This window comes from Flavobacterium sangjuense, assembly GCF_004797125.1.
Taxonomy (GTDB): Bacteria; Bacteroidota; Bacteroidia; order Flavobacteriales; family Flavobacteriaceae; genus Flavobacterium; species Flavobacterium sangjuense.
The window spans coordinates 572,152-592,871 of record NZ_CP038810.1 but is presented as its reverse complement, the minus strand read 5'-3'; the positions used below and the strand labels follow the sequence as shown (position 1 = coordinate 592,871).

The following is a 20,720-nucleotide window of genomic DNA, read 5'->3' as shown; positions in this document are numbered from 1 at the left end:
TTTATTTTGAATGTAAATTATATATTATGTTATTGTGCTCTATTGATGTAAATCCATCCGGTTTTGGTATCACCATTATTTCTGTCAATAATGAAATAATAGGTTCCATCAGGGAGTTCGTCTCCGTCATCTGATTTTCCACCCCATTCATCAACATAATTATTGCGTGAATAAACTTTCATTCCCAATCGGTTAAATATAGTTAATTTTTTAACATCATAACCTGTCAGGTCAAAAGTATCATTTAATCCATCATTGTTAACAGAGATACCTTTTTGTATAAGACAGAATACCGAATCTACATCAAAAGGAAGCGACACAGTAGAGCATCCATCCACAGTTATGGTTACAGTATAAACCCCAGTTGCTGTTACGGTTATGCTTTGTGTAGTCCCTACTTCAGCACCAGCGGCATTATGCCAGGAATAAGTTGCTGTATCAGGATCAAACGAACCATTTACCGGAGATGCAGTTAAAATATAACTTACACTTTGACATCCACCAGTAAGTTCAATTGTTACCGGAGGAACTATTGTAACCTGAGTAGTACCTGGTGTTGAAACCTCACAATTACTAACATTTGGTGTAGCTGTATATGTCACCGTGTATGTTCCAGGCGTACTGGTTAAATCGATAGCTCCAGTTGAAGGATTTATTATCAAACCAGTTGTAGAACTAAATGTACCACCTGTTGTAAATCCAGGATCAAGATTTGGTAATTCAGAACCAACGTTAGCACAGAATGGTGTATCATAATTGAAACCTGTCACTAATGTAACTACCGGATTGATAATTATAGTAGCTGTACTAGTAGCGGTAACCTGGCAAGTTGAAGGAATTGGCGCAAAGAAACAAGTAACAGTATAAGTTCCAACGGTACTATTAGCCAAATCAATCACACCAGTAGTACTATTAATTACTAAACCAGCTGTTGAGCTAAATACTCCACCAGCTGTAAAGCCAGCAGCTAAAGTTGGTGATAAAGTCGCTTGTGCATTTTTACAAATAGGACTTGTATAACTAAATCCAGAGACTGGAGTTATAATCGGATTAATAACGATAGTAGCAGAACTTTGCCCACCTACAAGACATATACCAGGCTGATCTGCAACAGTATAATTAACTGTATGTGATCCAGGTGTTGAGTTTGCCAAATCTATTTCTCCTGTAGCTGTGTTTACAAACACTAATCCGGTAGTTGCACTATTCTCAGAATATGTACCTCCGGCAGTAAATCCTGCACCAAAGTTCTGTGGAATAGGATTAGGTGTTGCGTTTTGACAAACAGGAGTTGAATAGTCAAATGTTGTAACTGCTTGAGTAGGAGTAAAAGGGTTAATAGTAAAAGTTACAGGAGCTGAAAAACAGCCAGTAGCTAAATCCTTAACAACAAGCGTGTGATCTCCTGGAGACAAATTACCAAATAGTGTTCCGGTTTGGTATGTTCCATTATCAACACTATATTGATAATTGGAAACCGTATAAGAGTATTGATTAACATCGGTATAATCTTCCGGATCTAAGGCAGTCCAATCAGCAGGATTCCATGACAAGCTAGGAACAGTTGAGGTGTTTAGCCTTCTGTAGGTATAACCGGTTTGATTGCTTGGTGTATAGGTAGAACCATCTGTTGCTCCCCATAAATCAATTTCTGTACCCGACGTAGTTGTTAATCTAATGTTATCATTAATATTAACTCCACCACAAGTAGCAAAAACTTGATCTGGAATTACACCTCCTTGATTAGTATTGCTTCCAACGGCTACAACATGAACACCATTGTTTGGTAAACTTCCAGCCAATTGTAAATCACATGAGGCGTTTTCTGATGTTGGAGGTGTTCCCCAAGTATAAAACTTCAATTTATAATTGCTCAAACTTACAGTACTACCTGTTCCATTATAAATCTCGACATATGATAAAGAACCTGTATCGGCATCAGTAACTTCAGAGATAAATAAATTAGCAGGCGGTGCATTACCAGCAGAAACCGGTGATGTAACATTAATCGATCCCGGTGTATTACAGCTAGTGTGAGTAACAGTATAATCTGGTGCCGGAACAGTGTTGATAGTCACGTTAAATGATCTTTCTGTGATACAACCGTTTGTTCCAACTGCATATATATATACAGGTTGAGAAGTAGTAATCGGAATACTTGGATCTATTGGCGTCCCAACTCCACCAGCTGAAGCGTAATAATTACCGACTCCTAATGTTGGTAATGTATATGTATCACATGCAGCTACTGAAGCTTGTATAACGATAGGTGATGCTAATATTTCCACCTGTGTTTGTGTTGTATAAACCGGACAACCACCAGTTGCAGCAACAGTGTAAGTTACGGTATACAATCCTGGCGCACTTGCAATAGGCAAAATCTCACCAGTATTTGCATTTAGTAATAAACCACTAGGTGATGATGAATATGTTCCTACACCTGCACCAGTTCTTATAACACTTTGAGTTGAAGTTATATTGTTACAATACGTTGCGGATGGATATGAAATAGTAGCATTTGCAGCCGCGGTGATGATAACAGTTCTTGTAGTTGTTATAAATGGTATTGTTGAACAAGTTCCGCCAATTGTCGTTGCAGAAGTACTTGTAACTATATAAGCCCCAGGTGTACTCGCTAACAAATCAATAGTTCCGGTTACCGGATCAATTACTAATCCTGCAGTAGATGAATATACACCAGCAGTTGCGCCAGGTGCTAAAACAGGAGTTGGATTAGCGGCGGTTTGACAATAATAGGTGGAAGGATAATTAAATGTGTTTATAGGGAAACAAGCTGTTGTTCCTCCACCTGTATTGGTTTGAGTAAACGTTACCGTTCCGGCTTGGTTTGAAAAGTTCGTTATCATAATAACATAAACTTGACATAACTGAGCGTTAGGGATACACATGATTTCATCAGGTCTCGGGTCATAACTGCATGCATGTAGGGTCCCAGTACAACCACCCGCAGGAGTTAAAGCTGGTATAAGACCAGGAAGTGGATTTGCAGGCACACCAGAACAAGCAGTATTTAAATCCGTAAACGGACCCCATGCCACATAATCAACATCTCTTGGAACACCACCAGTATCAACTTGAGAGATTGAATAACTTAACGGACCAGCTTGATTTACTTGTAAAAAGAAAAATGCCGGATTTGGAGAAGTTCCCAAACATCCTATAGTTCCTAAACTAGGTACATTCGTTGCATTTGCGTATGTTACGGTCTGACCAGTACAAAAAGCAGGCGCCTCAGTACAAGGTAACGTACCTATACACATATTGAAATTTGTAAATACCGGACTGGTACTTGTTGAAAAAACTCTAATATAGTAAGTTGTTCCACCAACTAAGCCCGCTCCTGAATTACAGCCAACTTGTGTTAAGCCGTCACAAGTACCTTGGTAAATAGCATAACTCAAAGCTGTTGCAGGAGTTACGTTATTAAACGATATGATATGTGTTGCAGCAGTAGCTGTGAAAGTAAACCAAACATCATCATTAGCAGCACCTGCTCCTCCACAAGTTGTAGCAGGAAGAGATGCGGTTGCACCAGCTAAAGTTCCCGATGTACTTTGAACACAGTTCAAGTTTTGATTAACAATAGCAAATGTTGCATTAGCACATTCATCATTAACAGGTAATGATGCAAAATTAAGAGGTGACCATAAACTTGAATCTGTTGGTGAGCAAATAGCTCTTACGTAAAAGACATACGGCGTTCCCGGGATTAACCCATTAGCCACGTAGGTCGTACTAGTAACTGGAATACCAGGACCGCTCGGAATAGGTGAACCTGCCGGTAATACTAAAACTTCCCAGGCTGTTGCTTGAGATCCATTAGGATTTAAAGGTTGCGTCCAAGAGAGAGTGGCCGAGGTTTGAGTTATTGGATTCGCAGTTAAAGAAAGTGGTCTTGCACAAGTTGGCGCTGGTATACAGGTCACATTGGCTACCCAACCAGCTGCAGTTGTAAACCCATTACTTCTAAATACAAATGTCAGACATCCGTCAGCAGTACTTGATGTAAATGGTCCTGGCAAATTCCCGCCAGTTAAGTTACCCCAAAAAGCTCCAGGCAAACCACCTGGTACATTTCCTGCACCATTGGTGCTCAGAACTGGATTTACTCCAATATTATTTCCATCATAAACATATAGACCATCATTAGTTGCATCCGTATTAAATGATGTAAACGTTACGGTTACTACATCTCCAGGGTTTTGTGGGCAAATATAGGTTGGAATATTTGAATTATTTGCATAAGGGCCAGCGGCTCCTCCAGCGTCAGTAAAGACCTCGTTACAAGTTGGTGGGGTTACCAAAGTAGTTATAGTAACCGGGCTACAGGTCCAGTCACTTACAGAAGTGCCACAATTAGCTCTTATATAAACATCATAACATGTTGCAGCAGTTAACCCTGTTAAAGTGTATGGAGGAGGTGTTGTAACAGTTGCATTCGGCACTGTCCCTGTTGTTGGAGCAGGTGACCCACAGGCTACATAATAAATATCCCAAGCAGTTGCAAAGCTACCGTCAGCATTAGCTGGTTGTGTCCAGTTAAATACAGCACTATTATGCCTAACATCAGTGGCAACTAGACCTGCAGGAACATTACAAGTTGGTGGAGGTGCACAGGTTATATTGGCTACCCATCCAGCATTTTGTACTGAGGTATCACTTCTGAAAACAAAAGTCAGACAGCCATCTGCTGCAGAAGAAGTAAAGGCACATGGAATTGTAGTTCCCCAATATCCGCCTGCTAAACCTCCAGGAACGTTATTTGCAGGGTTTCCACTATTAAACATTACTCCTCCAGTTCCAGTTCCGTTATAAACATATAGTGCATCCCAGTTTGTTTCTGTATTGAATGAGGTAAAAGTTACCGTTACTATATCTCCGGGATTCGTAGGACAAATAGTGGTTGTCACATTTGAACTTGCTAGGTAAGGTGCTGCTGTCCCCCCGTTATCAACAAAGTTACCTCCACAAACTGGTGGAGCATCCTGAGTTGTTACGATGGCAGGACCTCCCCAACTACTACTATCTGTAGGAGAGCAAACCGCTCTTATATAAATGTTATAGCATGTTGCAGAACTTAATCCTGTAAGCGTAAAAGGATTTGTAGATGCACTAACAAAACCTGTTGAAGCCGCAGTTGGTGCTGGTGAACCACAAGGTAATGCTAAAACTTCCCATGCTGATGCAACAGTAGAATCGGGATTAACTGGTTGTGTCCAGTTCAATATGAGTGAGTTCGAAGTAACAGTATTGGTTGTTATTGCAGATGGTGCTATACAAGTTGGTGGTGGTGCACAAGTTACGTTAGCAACCCATCCGGCAAATACACCACTTGCATCACTTCTAAATCTAAATGTCAAACAACCATCAACGCTTGTTGAAGTAAAAGGACCCGGAATTGCTGTTCCCCAATAAGATCCCGCTAAACCTCCTGGTACATTTCCAGGAGGGTTAGCACTGGCAATTTGTGGTGCAGCGATTGAATTACCGTTAAAAACGTATAATCCATCCCAGTTTGTTTCTGTAGCAAAGGATGTAAAACTTACTGTTACAACATCTCCAGTATTTACAGGACAAATGGTTACGGTTGAGTCTAAATTATTTGCATAATTTGCCGCAATTCCTCCCGGATCAACAAAGTTACCTCCACATACTGGTGGTGCAGCTTGTGTTGTTATAGTAGTTGGCCCTCCCCAAGAACTACTGTCAGTTGGACTACAAACAGCTCTGATGTAGATGTCATAACATGTTCCAGGAGTTAATCCTGTAAGGGTAAAAGGATTTGTTGATGCGCTAAAAAAACCTGTTGAAGCTGCAGTTGGTGCAGGCGAACCACAAGGTAATGCTAAAACTTCCCAAGCAGATGCAACAGTAGTATCAGGATTAACCGGTTGTGTCCAGTTTAATATAACCGAGTTGGAAGTAATAGTGTTATTTGTTATTGCAGTTGGTGCTATACAAGTAGGTGGTGGTGCACAAGTTACGTTGGCAACCCATCCGGCAAATACACCACTTGTGTCACTTCTAAATCTAAAAGTTAAACAACCAGTTGGACTTGTAGATGTAAAAGGACCTGGAATTGCTGTTCCCCAATAAGACCCCGCCAAACCTCCTGGTACATTTCCAGGGCCATTAGCACTGGCAATTTGTGGAGCAGCGATTGAATTACCGTTAAAAACGTATAATCCATCCCAGTTTGTTTCTGTTGCAAAGGATGTAAAAGTCACTGTTACAACATCTCCTGCATTTACAGGACATATGGTTACAGTTGAATCCAAATTGTTTGCGTAATTTCCAGTTCCACCCGGATCCACAAAAGTACCACCACAAACAGGCGGAGCAATTTGAGTCGTTATTGTTGCCGGACCAGTCCAAGTACTTGGAAGTGGAGTACAAACAGCTCTTATGTATATGTCATAACATGTCGTAGGGGATAATCCTGTAAGGGTAAATGGATTTGTTGTTGCAGACACAAACCCTGTTGCAGCAGCAGTTGGAGCAGGTGAACCACAAGGCAATGCTAAAACTTCCCAAGCAGTTGAAACACTAGTATCAGGATTTGCAGGCTGCACCCAGTTTAATATAACTGAAGTTGAAAGAACAGCTGAAGCCGCAAGAGCTACAGGAGGTCTACACGTTGGAGGTGCGGCGCAGGTTATGTTACTTACCCAACCAGCGGCAGTTGTAGTTGCATTTGAGGTAAACACAAATGTTAAACATCCTGAAGCTGCGGAAGATGTGAATGAAGGTGGTAAAGCTGTACCAGATAGGTTAGCTAATAAAGTAGCAGAGGTATTATCACCATCATATATTTTTAAAAAGTCAGTATTAAGTTGCGTATTAAACGCAGTAAAAGTTACTGTAACAACATCTCCTGGGTTAGTAGGACAGATAGTTGTGGTTTGATTCGCATTATTTGGATAATTAGCTGTCGTCCCACCAGTATCAACAAAATTACCTCCACAAACAGGTGGCGCTAATTGTGTTGTAAATGTTGTTGGTACTCCAGTCCATCCACTAGTTGTTGGTCCACCACATACCGCTCTTACATATACATCATAACATGTTGCAGGAGTTAGTCCGGTTAGTGTAAATGGATTTGTTCCGGCAGCAACACCTGTTGAACTGGCTGTTGGAGGAAGCGAACCACAAGGTAAAGCAATAACCTCCCAAGCAGTTGCTACACTAGTATCCGGATTTGCAAGTTGTGTCCAACTCAAATTAACAGAATTGGTTGTAACAGTGTTATTAGTTAAAGCAGTAGGAATTCTACACGCAGGAGGTGGGTTACAAGTTACATTACTTGCCCAACCTGTAGCAGTTGTAGTAGCATTTGAGGTAAATACAAATGTTAAACATCCTGAAGCTGAAGATGCAGTAAATGCCGGAGGTAAAGCAGTTCCGGTTAAATTTGCTAACAATGGAGCAGCTGCGCTATTACCATCATAAACTCTTAAAAAGTCTGTATTGTTTTGAACATTGAATGCAGTAAAAGTAACAGTTACTAAATCTCCGGCATTGACAGGGCATATAGTAGTAGTAATATTTTCATTATTAGCATAATTTGCTCCGGTGCCACCAGAATCTACAAAATTACCCCCACAAACAGGTGGAGCTACTAAAGTTGTAAAGTTGGCAGAAGCTACAGACCAGGGACTCGAGAATCCGGTGGGACATATTGCTCTGACCTGATAGGAATAAGTTGTATTTGGCGATAATCCCGTAGCAATAAATGGTAAGGCTCCACTGTATGCAGGATATGTAATAGGAGCACCAACAGATGGAGTAACGATTACTTCCCAAGTACTAGCACCATTAGTATCTGTCCAGTTTAAGGAGGCACTATTGGATGTAATTCCCGAAACTGTTAATCCTGTTGGGGCTAAACACGGCGCATCAATACTGACATCATCTATTAACCATCTATCACCACCGATATTACCATCTGGTTGGGTAAATACTTTTACAAAAGCAACATAAACGAATTCACCAGCAAAAGCAGCTAAAGATTCCGTTATTTCTGTATACACGTTAAAGTTAGAGGTTGGTGTAATTAATTCATCCTCTGTCCATTGTCGCACTAATATGTAGGCATTAGGATCAGTTTGTGAAACACTTCCATCAGCCAGAGCGATTTTTATTTGATAAATAGTCCCTTGATTTCCACTGGTAAACATTCTTGTGTAAAAATGTAATACCCCATTCGTTGGGATTTGCACAGGTGGAGTTGCTAAATATTCTTCGGAAGTATTTCCGGCACCAATATTTTCCCTGTTGACATAAGCAGCGTTAACTCCATTGTATACACTAGGCGGAGTGGTTATGTTGCTATTAACTTCCCAGTTCAAACTAGACCCGCTAGTATCAAATACGGCCCAGTTTCCTGTTCCTAAAGTCCAGTTGGTTGATGGAAAGGCATCAGGACCTGTAGTGTTTTCAAAACCTTCTAAAGGCAGCTGGGAATGTCCGCTTATAGAGAAGAATAAAAACAGTAGTAGTAAAGTAGTTTTTTTCATAAAATGAAAATTTTGAGTTGTTTGTTAATTTTTTTTTAAAAATTTTGAAGTCCAAATTTAGTAAAATTTATGAATTATTTATGATTTGTTTTTGAAAAACACACATTTAACAAAAACAATTGAAGCTATTGTTAAGAATCATTAATAATTTATGTGATTTTTTAATTCTCAAATGTCTAATTTTGCCATAGAATCAAAAAAAATGTTAGAAAAAGAAGTTATTAATTTTGAAAGAACCGTAATTGTTGGAATAATTACGCAAAATCAAAGCGAAGAAAAATTAACAGAGTATCTGGATGAGTTGGAATTTTTAACTTATACAGCTGGTGGTGAAGTTATTAAAAGATTTTCTCAAAAATTGGAAAGGCCTAACCCTAAAACTTTTTTAGGAACTGGTAAGATGGATGAAATTAGTTTGTTCATCAAAGAAAAAAACATTTCGACAGTAATTTTTGATGACGAGTTATCGCCATCTCAACAAAAAAACATCTCTAAAATTCTTGATTGTAAGGTTCTTGACAGAACAAATTTAATTTTAGATATTTTTGCACAAAGAGCAGAAACTTCTTATGCAAGAACTCAGGTAGAATTAGCCCAATGTCAATATTTATTACCAAGGCTTTCCGGAATGTGGACGCACTTAGAACGTCAAAAAGGGGGAATTGGTCTTCGTGGTCCCGGGGAAACAGAGATTGAAACCGATAGAAGGATTGTTCGTGATAGGATAGCTTTGTTAAAAGAAAAAATAAAAACCATTGACAAACAAATGTCGGTTCAAAGAGGGAATCGTGGTGCCATGGTTAGAGTGGCTTTGGTTGGTTATACTAATGTTGGGAAGTCGACTTTAATGAACGTCATCAGCAAAAGTGAAGTCTTTGTCGAAAACAAATTATTTGCTACGTTAGATACTACTGTTCGTAAAGTAGTCATCAAAAATCTGCCTTTTCTGCTTTCAGATACCGTTGGGTTTATTAGAAAATTGCCAACACAATTGGTAGATTCTTTCAAAAGCACTTTAGATGAAGTTCGCGAAGCTGATTTGTTATTGCATGTTGTTGATATTTCGCACCCTGATTTTGAAGAACACATAAGCTCAGTGAATCAGATTTTGCAGGATATAAAGAGCAATGACAAACCCACAATAATGGTTTTTAATAAAATTGACGCTTTCAAAAATCAGGAAATTGATGCGGATGATTTAATTACCGAAAAAACAACAAAGCATTATACTTTGGAAGAGTGGAAAACGACTTGGATGAATAATGTCGGAGAAAAACACACCTTGTTTATTTCGGCTACTAACAAAGAGAATTTCGAAGAATTCAGAGAAAAAGTATATGAATCAGTGAGAAAAATTCACATCACAAGATTCCCGTATAATAAATTTCTATATCCGGATTATAAAGACGCGGTCGAAAAAGAATAGCTTTTAATTCCTATTGAAGGTAGTAAATATATCCAACATTTAACCAAACATTCCAATCGTTTGCTCTATTTTCTGTATATCTGGTTGGGTCAGGATTTAAACCGTCAACCCAATTGGAAAAGTAATACTGCCATCTTAAATCAACCATTAAGTCTGATAACTCAGTTAATTTATATCTACAACCAATACTGGAAACAATAGACCAAACGGTTCCGCCTTCGTCTCTCCAGCCATCTAAATATTTATCCGGCGTAGTAAGCGGTGTTCCTATAGGTCCAAGTTCTGACCATGCTTTGGGACTGTAAAAACTAAATTGTCCACCTAAACTAATAAATGGAGCAAACGAACCTAAAGTAGCCGTAAATTCTCTAATACTTAACGGGAAAAATTCCAGTTGCATACCAACATTGGTAACAGCCGTGCTACCTCTCATAGCTCTTAATTGATTGGCCATTAAACTCGTTTTGTCAGGATCAACCCATTGCCCGAAATGTTGCAATTCGGTTTTATTGTATGATAACTCACTTCTTAATTTAAAGTGGTCGTTAAAATAAGTTTCAGGAGTATAACAGTTACACTCAGCTTTATAGGAAAAATTCAAATAATGAATTATTCCAATACCATATCCGGTATTACCGGCATTTGTAGAAAAATCATGACGCTCGCCATAATCCGATTGAAAAGCAACAGGACCGAGGATTGCACCAACTTCATGTGAAAATCCAAATTGAGCATTTATGTTATTTGACAAGCCAAATAACAGCAGTAAGGTTATGATAAAATTTTTGGGCATTTGCATACTAATTAGTTCAAATCTCGACAAATATATAAAAACATCAATCAGTTATAAAAAATAAATAAAAAATACTTGATTTATATACGAAGAAATAAACAAAAAGTTTTAAAAGCTACTACTTTAATAGGTTTATTCAAGTTTTCTTGGGATAACAATAAAAGCAATGAGAATTTAAAAAAAAAGATGTCATTATTTGAATAAAATGTATATTTGTCCGATTTTACGAAATCGATTTCTTAAAAATATAAATTAGCTAATTTTATGTCACAAAGTATCAACGCATTTATGGACTTGGTTGCAAAAAGAAACGGCCATGAACCGGAATTTATGCAAGCAGTTATGGAAGTTGCTGAAACAGTAATTCCGTTTATCGAACAAAATAAAAAATACCAAAACAAAATGCTTTTGGAAAGAATGGTGGAGCCGGAAAGAGTAATCATGTTTCGTGTAACCTGGATTGACGATGCGGGAAATACACAGGTAAACCGTGGTTACAGAATCCAAATGAACTCTGCTATCGGACCATACAAAGGCGGAATTCGTTTTCATCCTTCAGTTAACTTGAGTATTTTGAAATTCCTTGCTTTTGAACAAACGTTCAAAAACAGTTTGACAACATTACCAATGGGTGGTGGAAAAGGAGGTTCTGATTTCGATCCAAAAGGAAAATCAGATATCGAAATCATGAAATTCTGCCAGGCATTCATGACGGAATTATCTAAACATATTGGGGCTGATACTGACGTTCCTGCCGGAGATATCGGTGTTGGAGGAAGAGAAGTTGGCTATATGTTTGGTCAATATAAAAGATTAAGAAACGAATTTACCGGAGTTTTAACCGGAAAAGGGATTACTTTCGGAGGTTCATTAATTCGCCCGGAAGCTACAGGTTATGGTGATGTTTATTTCGCTCAAAACATGTTAGCAACCAAAGGTCAAAGCTTTGATGGGAAAACTGTTGTGGTTTCCGGTTCTGGAAACGTAGCACAATACGCTATCCAAAAAGCAACTGAGCTTGGCGGAAAAGTAGTTACCGCTTCTGACTCTTCAGGATATATTTATGACGCAGATGGTATCAGTGCTGAGAAATTAGCATACATCATGGAAATCAAAAACGTAAACTACGGAAGAATATCTGATTATGTGGCTAAATATCCTTCTGCAAAATTTGTAGCCGGAAAACGTCCATGGGAAGTTAAATGCGATATCGCATTGCCATGTGCTACTCAAAACGAATTAAACGGTGACGAAGCAAAAGCACTTATCGCAAACGGATGTATTTGTGTTGCTGAAGGTGCAAACATGCCATCAACTCCGGAAGCAGTTACCGAATTCTTAAATGCAAAAATTCTTTTCGCTCCTGGTAAAGCTTCAAATGCGGGTGGAGTTGCTACTTCAGGTCTTGAAATGTCGCAAAACTCTTTGCGTTTAAGCTGGACGTCTGAAGAAGTTGACCAACGATTGAAAAACATCATGGCAAACATCCACGAAGCTTGTGTAAAATATGGTACAGACGCAACGGGATATACAGATTACGTAAAAGGAGCAAACATCGCCGGTTTCGTAAAAGTAGCCGATGCCATGTTAGCACAAGGAATAGTATAATTAAAATAAACCAACCAATAGACCCTTGAAATGCCATCAGAAATGATGGCATTTTTTGTTTCAAATACAACAATTAGATAATTTTTACGTTTATACTATATTTGTATGCTAATTCTTTTCAGATGAAAAAGTGCTTTTTCGGGGTTTTATTTCTTTTTTTTCAAATTTGCTTATCACAGCCATTTCAAAACTGGAAGGGTTATTTTTCATACAATCAAATTAAAGATATCTCAGAATCAACCACCAAAATTTACGCTGCTGCCGAAAATGCGCTGTTTACCAAAAACCTTGCTTCTAACGATGTAAAAACTGTAAATACAGTTGATGGTCTTTCGGGACAAACCATTTCCGCGATTTATCACAGCGATACTTTTAATAAAACAATTGTAGGTTATGAAGATGGATTAATGATTGTCATTAATGATGCCGATGGAAGCATGTTAAATGTTGTAGATATCATCAATAAAAACATTCCATCGAATATCAAAAGGGTAAATCATTTCATGGAATATGATGGCATTGTATATGTATCCTGCGATTTTGGAATTGTGCAATATAAATTGGCAACCTTAGAATTTGGCGACACTTATTTTATTGGCCCGGCCGGACAGGAAATTAAGGTATACCAAACAGCTATTTTTAATGGTGACATTTATGCCGCTACACAAAATTATGGTATTAGGAAAGCGAGTATAGCCAATCCAAATCTTATTGATTATGCCCAATGGCAGGTTTTTGATGGGGGCTTTTGGACAGGATTGGCGACATTTAATAACCAATTGATTGGAATGAATGCCAACACCAATATTTACAAGTTAAACGGTGGTTTTCTGCAAATTGGTAGTCTTGGACAAATTGGTCTGGATATAAGGGCAACTACAGATAATTTAATAGTTACCGGAGCAGGAAGAGTTTTAATTTTTGATCCGGCATTAATTCAAATTGTTTCGATTCAGAATTCCCAGATAACTGCTATTCCGGTAACATTCACCTGTGCAACGGTCATCAATTCAATTATCTATATCGGAACAAATGAAAATGGAATCGTTTCCTCACCTATTAGTTCGCCAACCAATTTCGAATTTATTATGCCAAATGGCCCGAAGATGAACAATATGTTTTCTATAAACAGTTCCTCGTCCAACTTATGGGTAGTTTATGGCGGATATGATATTTTCTATAACCCATATACCTATGTTCCAAATGGACTGGCTCAATTTGGAATAAGTAAGTACAATGAAACCAACGGCTGGCTAAACATTCCTTATAGCGATGTTCTTGGCGCAACATCCTTGGTCAGAATTGCCGTAAACCCTAACAATGAAAATGAGGTTTGCATTACTTCGTATAATGATGGACTCTTAAAAGTAGTAGGCAATGTTCCAACGACTTTATACAATGCAGCAAACAGTACAATGGAAGGTGGCGCGCCAAGGGTAAACAGTAGTACATATGATAAATCCGGCAATTTATGGATGACTGAAAGCAGGGTAGAAAAAGGATTGCATGTTTTAAAATCAGACGGAACATGGCAGACTTTTTCTATGCAAACCATTTTAACCGATTATGCAAGCAATGATTTTTGTAAAATAGCTATTGATAAGAACGGCACAAAATGGATCGCTTCATATAAAAACGGAGTTGTGGCCTTTAATGAAAATACGAGTGTAGGATTTAAAAAAATAACAGAAGGAGTTGATTCCGGGAATCTTCCCTCAATAGATGTACGAGCTATTGCGGTAGACAATCGAAACCAAGTTTGGATTGGAACAAACAAAGGATTACGCGTATTGCCAAGTGCCGGAAGCTACAATAGTTCCGATCAAATGAAAGCCAATGCAATTATAATTTTGGAAGATGGCCTTGCACAAGAACTTTTATACGAACAATTTATTACCGATATTGCCGTGAATGGTTCGAATCAAAAATGGATTGGAACTGCCGATTCAGGAGTTTTTCTGTTTTCTTCCAATGGTCAGGAAACGATTTATCATTTCACAAAAGACAATTCGCCCTTACCAAGCAATGTTATAAATGATATCGATATTAATTCAGTTACCGGTGAAATCTTTTTTGCTACCGATAGAGGAATGGTTTCTTTTCAAGGCACAGCGACAAAACCAGCAGATAATTTAGATGCAGTCTATGTGTATCCAAATCCGGTTCGCCCCGAATTTGTAGGGACAGTAAAAATTGCCGGATTAATTTCGAAAGCCAATATCAAAATAACTGATATCGAAGGAAATTTGGTTTACGAAACCACTTCCGAAGGTGGAACGGTTGAATGGGATACCAAGGCTTTTGGGAAATACAGCGTAGCTTCAGGAGTTTATATGATTTTTATCGCCGCAGAAGACGCTTCCGAAACTGCTGTTAAAAAAGTGATGATTATCAGATAATGCTTGTCAAAACAAAAGCCATCGTAATTTCTTCTCTAAAATATCAGGAAAAAAGCCTGATAGTAAAATGCCTTACCAAAAGTGACGGCTTGAAAAGTTACTTTGTACCCAATGCTTTTGCAGCTAAAAAATCAAATCAAAAGATTGCGTATTTCCAGCCTTTGTCTTTACTCGAAATCGAAGCCAATCACAAGAACAAAGGCACACTCGAGCATTTCAAAGAAATAAAACTTGCGCACGCATATCAAACGATTTCGACCGATATTGTCAAAAGCACTATAGTGATGTTTCTCTCCGAAATCATCCATCACAGCATACACGAAGAAGAGAAAAACGAAAACCTGTTTGAGTTTTTAGAATCCGCTTTGCTTTGGCTTGATGCTCACGATGAAATGGCCAATTTTCATCTGATTCTGATGTTGGAAATGACCAAGTTTTTTGGCTTTTATCCCGACAATTCGGAGGCTGTTTTTAAATTTTTCGATTGCAAAGAGGGCAACTTTTCAGCCTTTCAGGGAACCAATTGCCTATCCGAACACGAAACGTTTCTGTTCAAAAAACTTATCGATTTAAAGTTTGACTCCGACCAAAAAGTCTTCGCCGGGGTGGAGCGTCAAATCCTATTAAAAATTCTCCTCGACTATTACGCCATTCATCTCGATGGTTTCAAAAAGCCAAAATCTCTCGAGGTTTTAAAAGAGGTTTTTGCTTAAATTTCTTTTGGGCGTTTCCCTTCGGGCCGTGCTTTTCACTTCAATCTTTTTAAAAAAAGGATTTCCGTTTCAATCACTAACGCAAAAAAACCGTACACATAACTTGTAACTCATAACTATTTATTACTTTCGCAGACTTGATTAAAGAAAACGACAAAAATGAGTACTAAGTTTACTGAATATAAAGGACTTGATTTGCCAAAAGTGGCCTCAGATGTTCTTGATTTTTGGAAAGAAAACAACATCTTTGAAGAAAGCGTGACGTCTCGCGAAGGCGCTACACCTTATGTGTTTTTTGAAGGGCCACCGTCTGCAAATGGTTTACCCGGAATTCACCACGTGATGGCGCGTGCTATCAAAGATATTTTCTGTCGTTATAAAACGCAAAAAGGTTTCCAGGTTAAGCGTAAAGCAGGATGGGATACCCACGGTTTGCCTGTTGAATTAGGTACCGAAAAAGAATTAGGCATCACCAAAGAAGATATCGGAAAAACAATTTCCATCGAAGAATACAACGAAGCGTGTAAACGAACCGTTATGCGTTATACCGATGTGTGGAATGACCTGACCGAAAAAATGGGGTATTGGGTTGATATGGAAGATCCGTATGTAACCTACAAATCCAAATACATGGAAAGCGTTTGGTGGTTACTAAAACAGATTTACGATAAGGATTTACTATACAAAGGCTACACAATTCAACCTTATTCTCCAAAAGCCGGAACAGGTTTGTCTTCACACGAAGTAAACCAACCGGGAAGTTATAGAGATGTTACGGATACAACGGTTGTAGCGCAATTCAAGACTTTAGCAGAAACCTTACCAAGCTTTTTGCAAGGCTTTGGAGATGTTCATATTTTGGCATGGACGACCACACCTTGGACGTTACCAAGTAATACAGCATTGACAGTCGGGCCAAAAATCGATTATGTTTTGGTTGACACTTTTAACCAATATACGTTCCATCCTGTAAAAGTTATTTTGGCTAAAAACTTAGTCGGAAAACAATTCGGAAAAGGATTTTTTGCAAGTGAAAGCGGCGATGATTTCGCTAATTTCAAAGCTGGTGATAAGAACATTCCGTTCAAAGTTTTAACTGAATTCAAAGGAAAGGATTTAGTCGGAATTCGATACGAGCAATTGATGTCATTGGCATTGCCATATCAAACTCCGGAAAATGCCTTTAGGGTAATCTCAGGAGACTTTGTTACTACAGAGGACGGAACCGGAATTGTGCATACTGCGCCGACTTTTGGTGCTGATGATGCCAAGGTTGCGAAAGAAGCAAAACCCGAAGTGCCACCAATGTTGGTTTTGGATGCGAATGGAAATCCAGTGCCGTTGGTTGATTTACAAGGGAAGTTTATCCAAGGTTTGGGTGATTTGTCCGGAAAATATGTAAAGAACGAATATTACGATGCGGGACAAGCACCGGAACGTTCAGTTGATGTTGAAATCGCTATCCAATTAAAAGAAGAAAACAAAGCTTTTAAAGTTGAAAAATATGTTCACAGTTACCCACACAGTTGGAGAACAGATGAACCATTATTATATTATCCTTTAGATTCCTGGTTTATCAAAGTAACCGAAGTCAAAGACAGAATGTTCGACCTAAACGAAACCATCAACTGGAAACCAAAAGCAACTGGTGAAGGTCGTTTCGGAAACTGGTTGAAAAATGCCAACGACTGGAATTTATCGCGTTCACGTTATTGGGGAATTCCATTGCCAATCTGGAGAACTGAAGACGGAACAGAAGAAGTATTGATTGGTTCAGTAGAAGAATTATTCAACGCCATCGAAAAAGCTATTGCGGCAGGTTTCCAAAAAGAGAATCCGTTCAAAGGTTTTGAAATTGGAAACATGAGCGAAGCCAATTATGATTTGGTTGATTTGCACAAAAATGTAGTTGACGCTATTACGTTAGTTTCGGCTTCAGGAAAACCAATGAAACGCGAAGCTGATTTGATTGATGTTTGGTTTGATTCGGGCGCGATGCCTTATGCGCAATGGCATTATCCGTTTGAAAACAAAGATAAAATTGATCAGAATAAAGATTTTCCGGCCGATTTCATTGCGGAAGGTGTCGACCAAACTCGTGGTTGGTTCTATACGTTGCACGCCATCGGAACTTTGGTTTTTGATAAAATTGCCTATAAAAATGTAGTATCAAACGGTTTGGTTTTAGACAAAAATGGGCAAAAAATGTCCAAACGTTTAGGAAACGCCGTTGATCCGTTTACAACATTGGCAGAATATGGACCAGATGCCACACGTTGGTATATGATTTCAAATGCCAATCCTTGGGACAATTTGAAATTTGATATTGAAGGTGTTGCTGAGGTTCGTCGTAAATTCTTCGGTACTTTATATAATACGTATTCGTTTTTCTCGTTATATGCTAATATAGATGGTTTTAAATACGCTGAGGCGGAAATTCCGATAGAAGAAAGACCGGAAATTGACCGTTGGATTTTATCAGAATTACACACTTTGATAAAAGTGGTTGATGAAGCTTACGCCGATTACGAACCGACAAAAGCAGCTCGAGCGATTTCTGATTTCGTTCAGGAGAATTTGAGTAACTGGTACGTTCGTTTGTGCAGAAGGAGATTCTGGAAAGGCGAATACGAAAAAGATAAAATTGCGGCTTATCAAACACTGTATACTTGTTTGATTACAGTTGCAAAACTATCGGCACCAATCGCTCCGTTCTTTATGGATAAATTATACCGCGATTTAGTTAACACTACTAATAGTGAGGAATTTACCAGCGTTCACTTGGCAAAATTTCCTGTAATAGTTGAAAACTTTGTTGATAAATCACTCGAGAGCAAAATGATGAAAGCACAAACGGTTTCATCACTGGTTTTATCCCTTCGAAAAAAGGAAATGATAAAGGTGCGCCAACCGTTGCAAAAGGTTATGATTCCTATACTTGACGACAATCAGCGTGCTGAAATTGAGGCAGTTTCAGACCTGATAAAAGCCGAAGTTAACGTTAAAGAAATAGAACTTTTAGACGATGCATCAGGTGTTTTAGTGAAGCAAATTAAGCCAAATTTCAAAGCACTTGGACCACGTTTTGGTAAAGACATGGGGTTGATTGCCAAAGAGATACAAAATTTATCGGCAGAACAAATTAACGAATTAGACAGCAAAGGAAGCCTAACGCTTGTTATTTCAGGAAATAGTATAATTTTAACATCCGATGACGTTGAGATTTCCTCTCAGGATATTCCGGGTTGGTTAGTGGCAAATGCAAATGGCATAACTGTTGCGTTAGACATTACCTTAACGGAGGAATTGGTAAAAGAAGGAATCGCAAGAGAATTGGTTAACCGAATTCAAAACCTTAGAAAAGATTCAGGATTTGAAGTAACGGATAAAATTAAGGTTCATTTGCAGACAAGCAATGGTTTAGAAAAAGCAGTAGCTGCCAATGAGAATTATATCAAATCGGAAACACTAACAGAAACCCTAGTTTTTGTGGATGATTTGAACAACGGAACAGAAATAGAATTTGACGACATAAAAACAAGAATATTAATCTCAAAATAGCATAAAGATGGTAGAAGAAAAAATGAGATACTCAGATGCAGATTTAGCAGAGTTCAAAGAAATTATTATAAACAAAATGGAAAAGGCAAAAGTTGACTTAGAGTTGATAAAGAGTGCCTATATGAATGATTTAAACAACGGAACTGACGATACGTCACCAACGTTTAAAGCATTTGAAGAAGGCAGCGAAACAATGTCTAAAGAGGCGAACTCACAGTTAGCTATTCGTCAGGAGAAGTTTATCCGCGATTTGAAGAATGCACTTTTCCGTGTTGAAAATAAAACATATGGCGTTTGTAAAGTTACAGGAAAGCTAATTTCGAAAGAAAGACTGCGCGTTGTTCCTCACGCTACGATGAGTATTGAAGCAAAAAACCTGCAACGATAACAACTTTACTTTAATAAAAAAGCCCCGAATTATCGGGGCTTTTTTATTTATAAATTAATTTGACTTAATTGAGTCAGCGTAAAATTAGGACCATAACTGTATTGCGTTATTTTATTATCACCAATAACAATTAAATGGCTGTCTAAAGGAATAATGTCTTTTACATTTCCTTCATAGGTATTTTCTAAAGTAAGACCAGCGCTATTAGCCGCATTAAATACTTTTAAGCCATTATTCCCGCAACCAACATACAGTGCACCATTTTTAATTCCTAAGCCATAAGGTTCGTCAATCAGATACGTTGATAGTAATGTTGGAGCAGCGATGTCTGTAACATCGATAACATTAATCTGATCTTCGATTGCCCCACAGCTGGAACCGCCACGAACTGTAATATAAGCAGTGTCTTCATATACAACCACAGGATCGCAGGCTGTTGCATGAGAAAATCCAGAAACAAAATAAGGATTGAACTCATCGGTGGCATCAACCGTATACATTCCGGTAGTTGAACCTACAAATAATATATTTTTCTGGATAAACAGTGTTTCAAATTCTCCGCCTCCAAACCACATCGTCATATAAATTTCTTTGTCAAAAAAAGTAGTAAGAGGGTTCGTAATGTTGAAAACATTCAATTTATAAGAGTCAATAGTATAAAGCGCATTGTTTCTTATTTGGAAACGGGCATAAGAACCTCCAAGGCCAACATTCCCGTTGGACGCATCAAATGATGCCAAAGCACCTTCTGACATAACTATTTCCGGTGCTTCAGGTCTGTCTCTCATTTCAATCGCAAAACCTGTAATTATTTCGTCTCCGGTAGCAACAACGGTATAATCATAAAACTCTGCATCATCAGGAAAAACCGGACTAAAACCAATAGAATTTTCAACCGTTCTTACTAAGGTGATATCTTGAATATTACTTATGTCAAAAACCAATAAATCGACAAAGTTGTCTGCAAAAAGATAATCTCCTTTTACAGAAATATCATGAACGCCTTCAATATTTATAAATGCAATATTTACAGGTGCAGATGGATTGGTGTTGTTAAAAACATGAACGCCATGTTCTTTTGCAATGTAGAAAAGATAGTTTTCTGCAACATAAATTTTACCGTCAGAATTGGTTTGTCTAGCTGAGGTCACAGAGACATTCCCTCTAATTTCCGCTAACGATTTTAAAGTCGGAACCGCGAATTTTGCCTGTTCTTTCTGAGAATCATCAGAATCACATGAAGAGATAAGAATAGAAAAAACACAAGCAGCGATTAAATAAATTTTTTTCATAAT

At 38.3% G+C, this 20,720-nt stretch carries 9 protein-coding genes; 6 read left to right on the top strand and 3 right to left on the bottom strand.

Annotation, left to right across the window (positions count from 1 at the left end):
• Window positions 1-29: 29 nt before the first annotated feature.
• Window positions 30-8,537 carry a fibronectin type III domain-containing protein gene (locus tag GS03_RS02545; RefSeq protein ID WP_136151002.1) on the bottom strand — a complete coding sequence of 2,836 codons (8,508 nt, stop codon included), beginning with the start codon at window positions 8,535-8,537 and terminating at the stop codon, window positions 30-32.
• Between the two features lie 202 nt (window positions 8,538-8,739).
• Here GS03_RS02545 and hflX point away from each other — a divergent pair, with 202 nt between their 5' ends.
• A complete protein-coding gene (gene hflX, locus GS03_RS02540) occupies window positions 8,740-9,963 on the top strand; it encodes a GTPase HflX (RefSeq protein WP_136151001.1) in 1,224 nt (407 codons plus the stop codon).
• Between the two features lie 10 nt (window positions 9,964-9,973).
• Here hflX and GS03_RS02535 read toward each other — a convergent pair whose 3' ends face one another.
• Window positions 9,974-10,756, bottom strand: a complete 783-nt coding sequence (locus GS03_RS02535) for a THC0290_0291 family protein (protein WP_136151000.1) — start codon at window positions 10,754-10,756, stop codon at window positions 9,974-9,976.
• 264 nt (window positions 10,757-11,020) lie between these two features.
• Here GS03_RS02535 and gdhA point away from each other — a divergent pair, with 264 nt between their 5' ends.
• The 5 genes from gdhA (at window position 11,021) to GS03_RS02505 (ending at window position 19,425) form a co-directional block, all read left to right on the top strand.
• On the top strand, window positions 11,021-12,364 hold the full coding sequence (gene gdhA, locus GS03_RS02530) for an NADP-specific glutamate dehydrogenase (RefSeq protein ID WP_136150999.1): 1,344 nt from the start codon (window positions 11,021-11,023) through the stop codon (window positions 12,362-12,364).
• A gap of 122 nt (window positions 12,365-12,486) precedes the next feature.
• On the top strand, window positions 12,487-14,763 hold the full coding sequence (gene porZ / locus GS03_RS02520; protein WP_136150997.1) for a type IX secretion system anionic LPS delivery protein PorZ: 2,277 nt from the start codon (window positions 12,487-12,489) through the stop codon (window positions 14,761-14,763).
• Window positions 14,763-15,476: a DNA repair protein RecO gene (gene recO / locus GS03_RS02515; RefSeq protein WP_136150996.1), complete on the top strand. Its 714-nt coding sequence runs from the start codon at window positions 14,763-14,765 to the stop codon at window positions 15,474-15,476. The genes porZ and recO overlap by 1 nt, the downstream gene beginning before the upstream one ends.
• A gap of 159 nt (window positions 15,477-15,635) precedes the next feature.
• A complete protein-coding gene (ileS, locus tag GS03_RS02510) occupies window positions 15,636-19,037 on the top strand; it encodes an isoleucine--tRNA ligase (RefSeq protein WP_136150995.1) in 3,402 nt (1,133 codons plus the stop codon).
• Between the two features lie 7 nt (window positions 19,038-19,044).
• Window positions 19,045-19,425, top strand: coding sequence for a TraR/DksA family transcriptional regulator (locus GS03_RS02505; protein ID WP_136150994.1), 381 nt, complete (start codon window positions 19,045-19,047; stop codon window positions 19,423-19,425).
• A 47-nt stretch (window positions 19,426-19,472) separates the two neighbouring features.
• Here the strand turns inward: GS03_RS02505 and GS03_RS02500 are convergent, their stop codons facing one another.
• A complete protein-coding gene (locus tag GS03_RS02500) occupies window positions 19,473-20,717 on the bottom strand; it encodes an LVIVD repeat-containing protein (RefSeq protein ID WP_136150993.1) in 1,245 nt (414 codons plus the stop codon).
• Window positions 20,718-20,720: the final 3 nt, after the last annotated feature.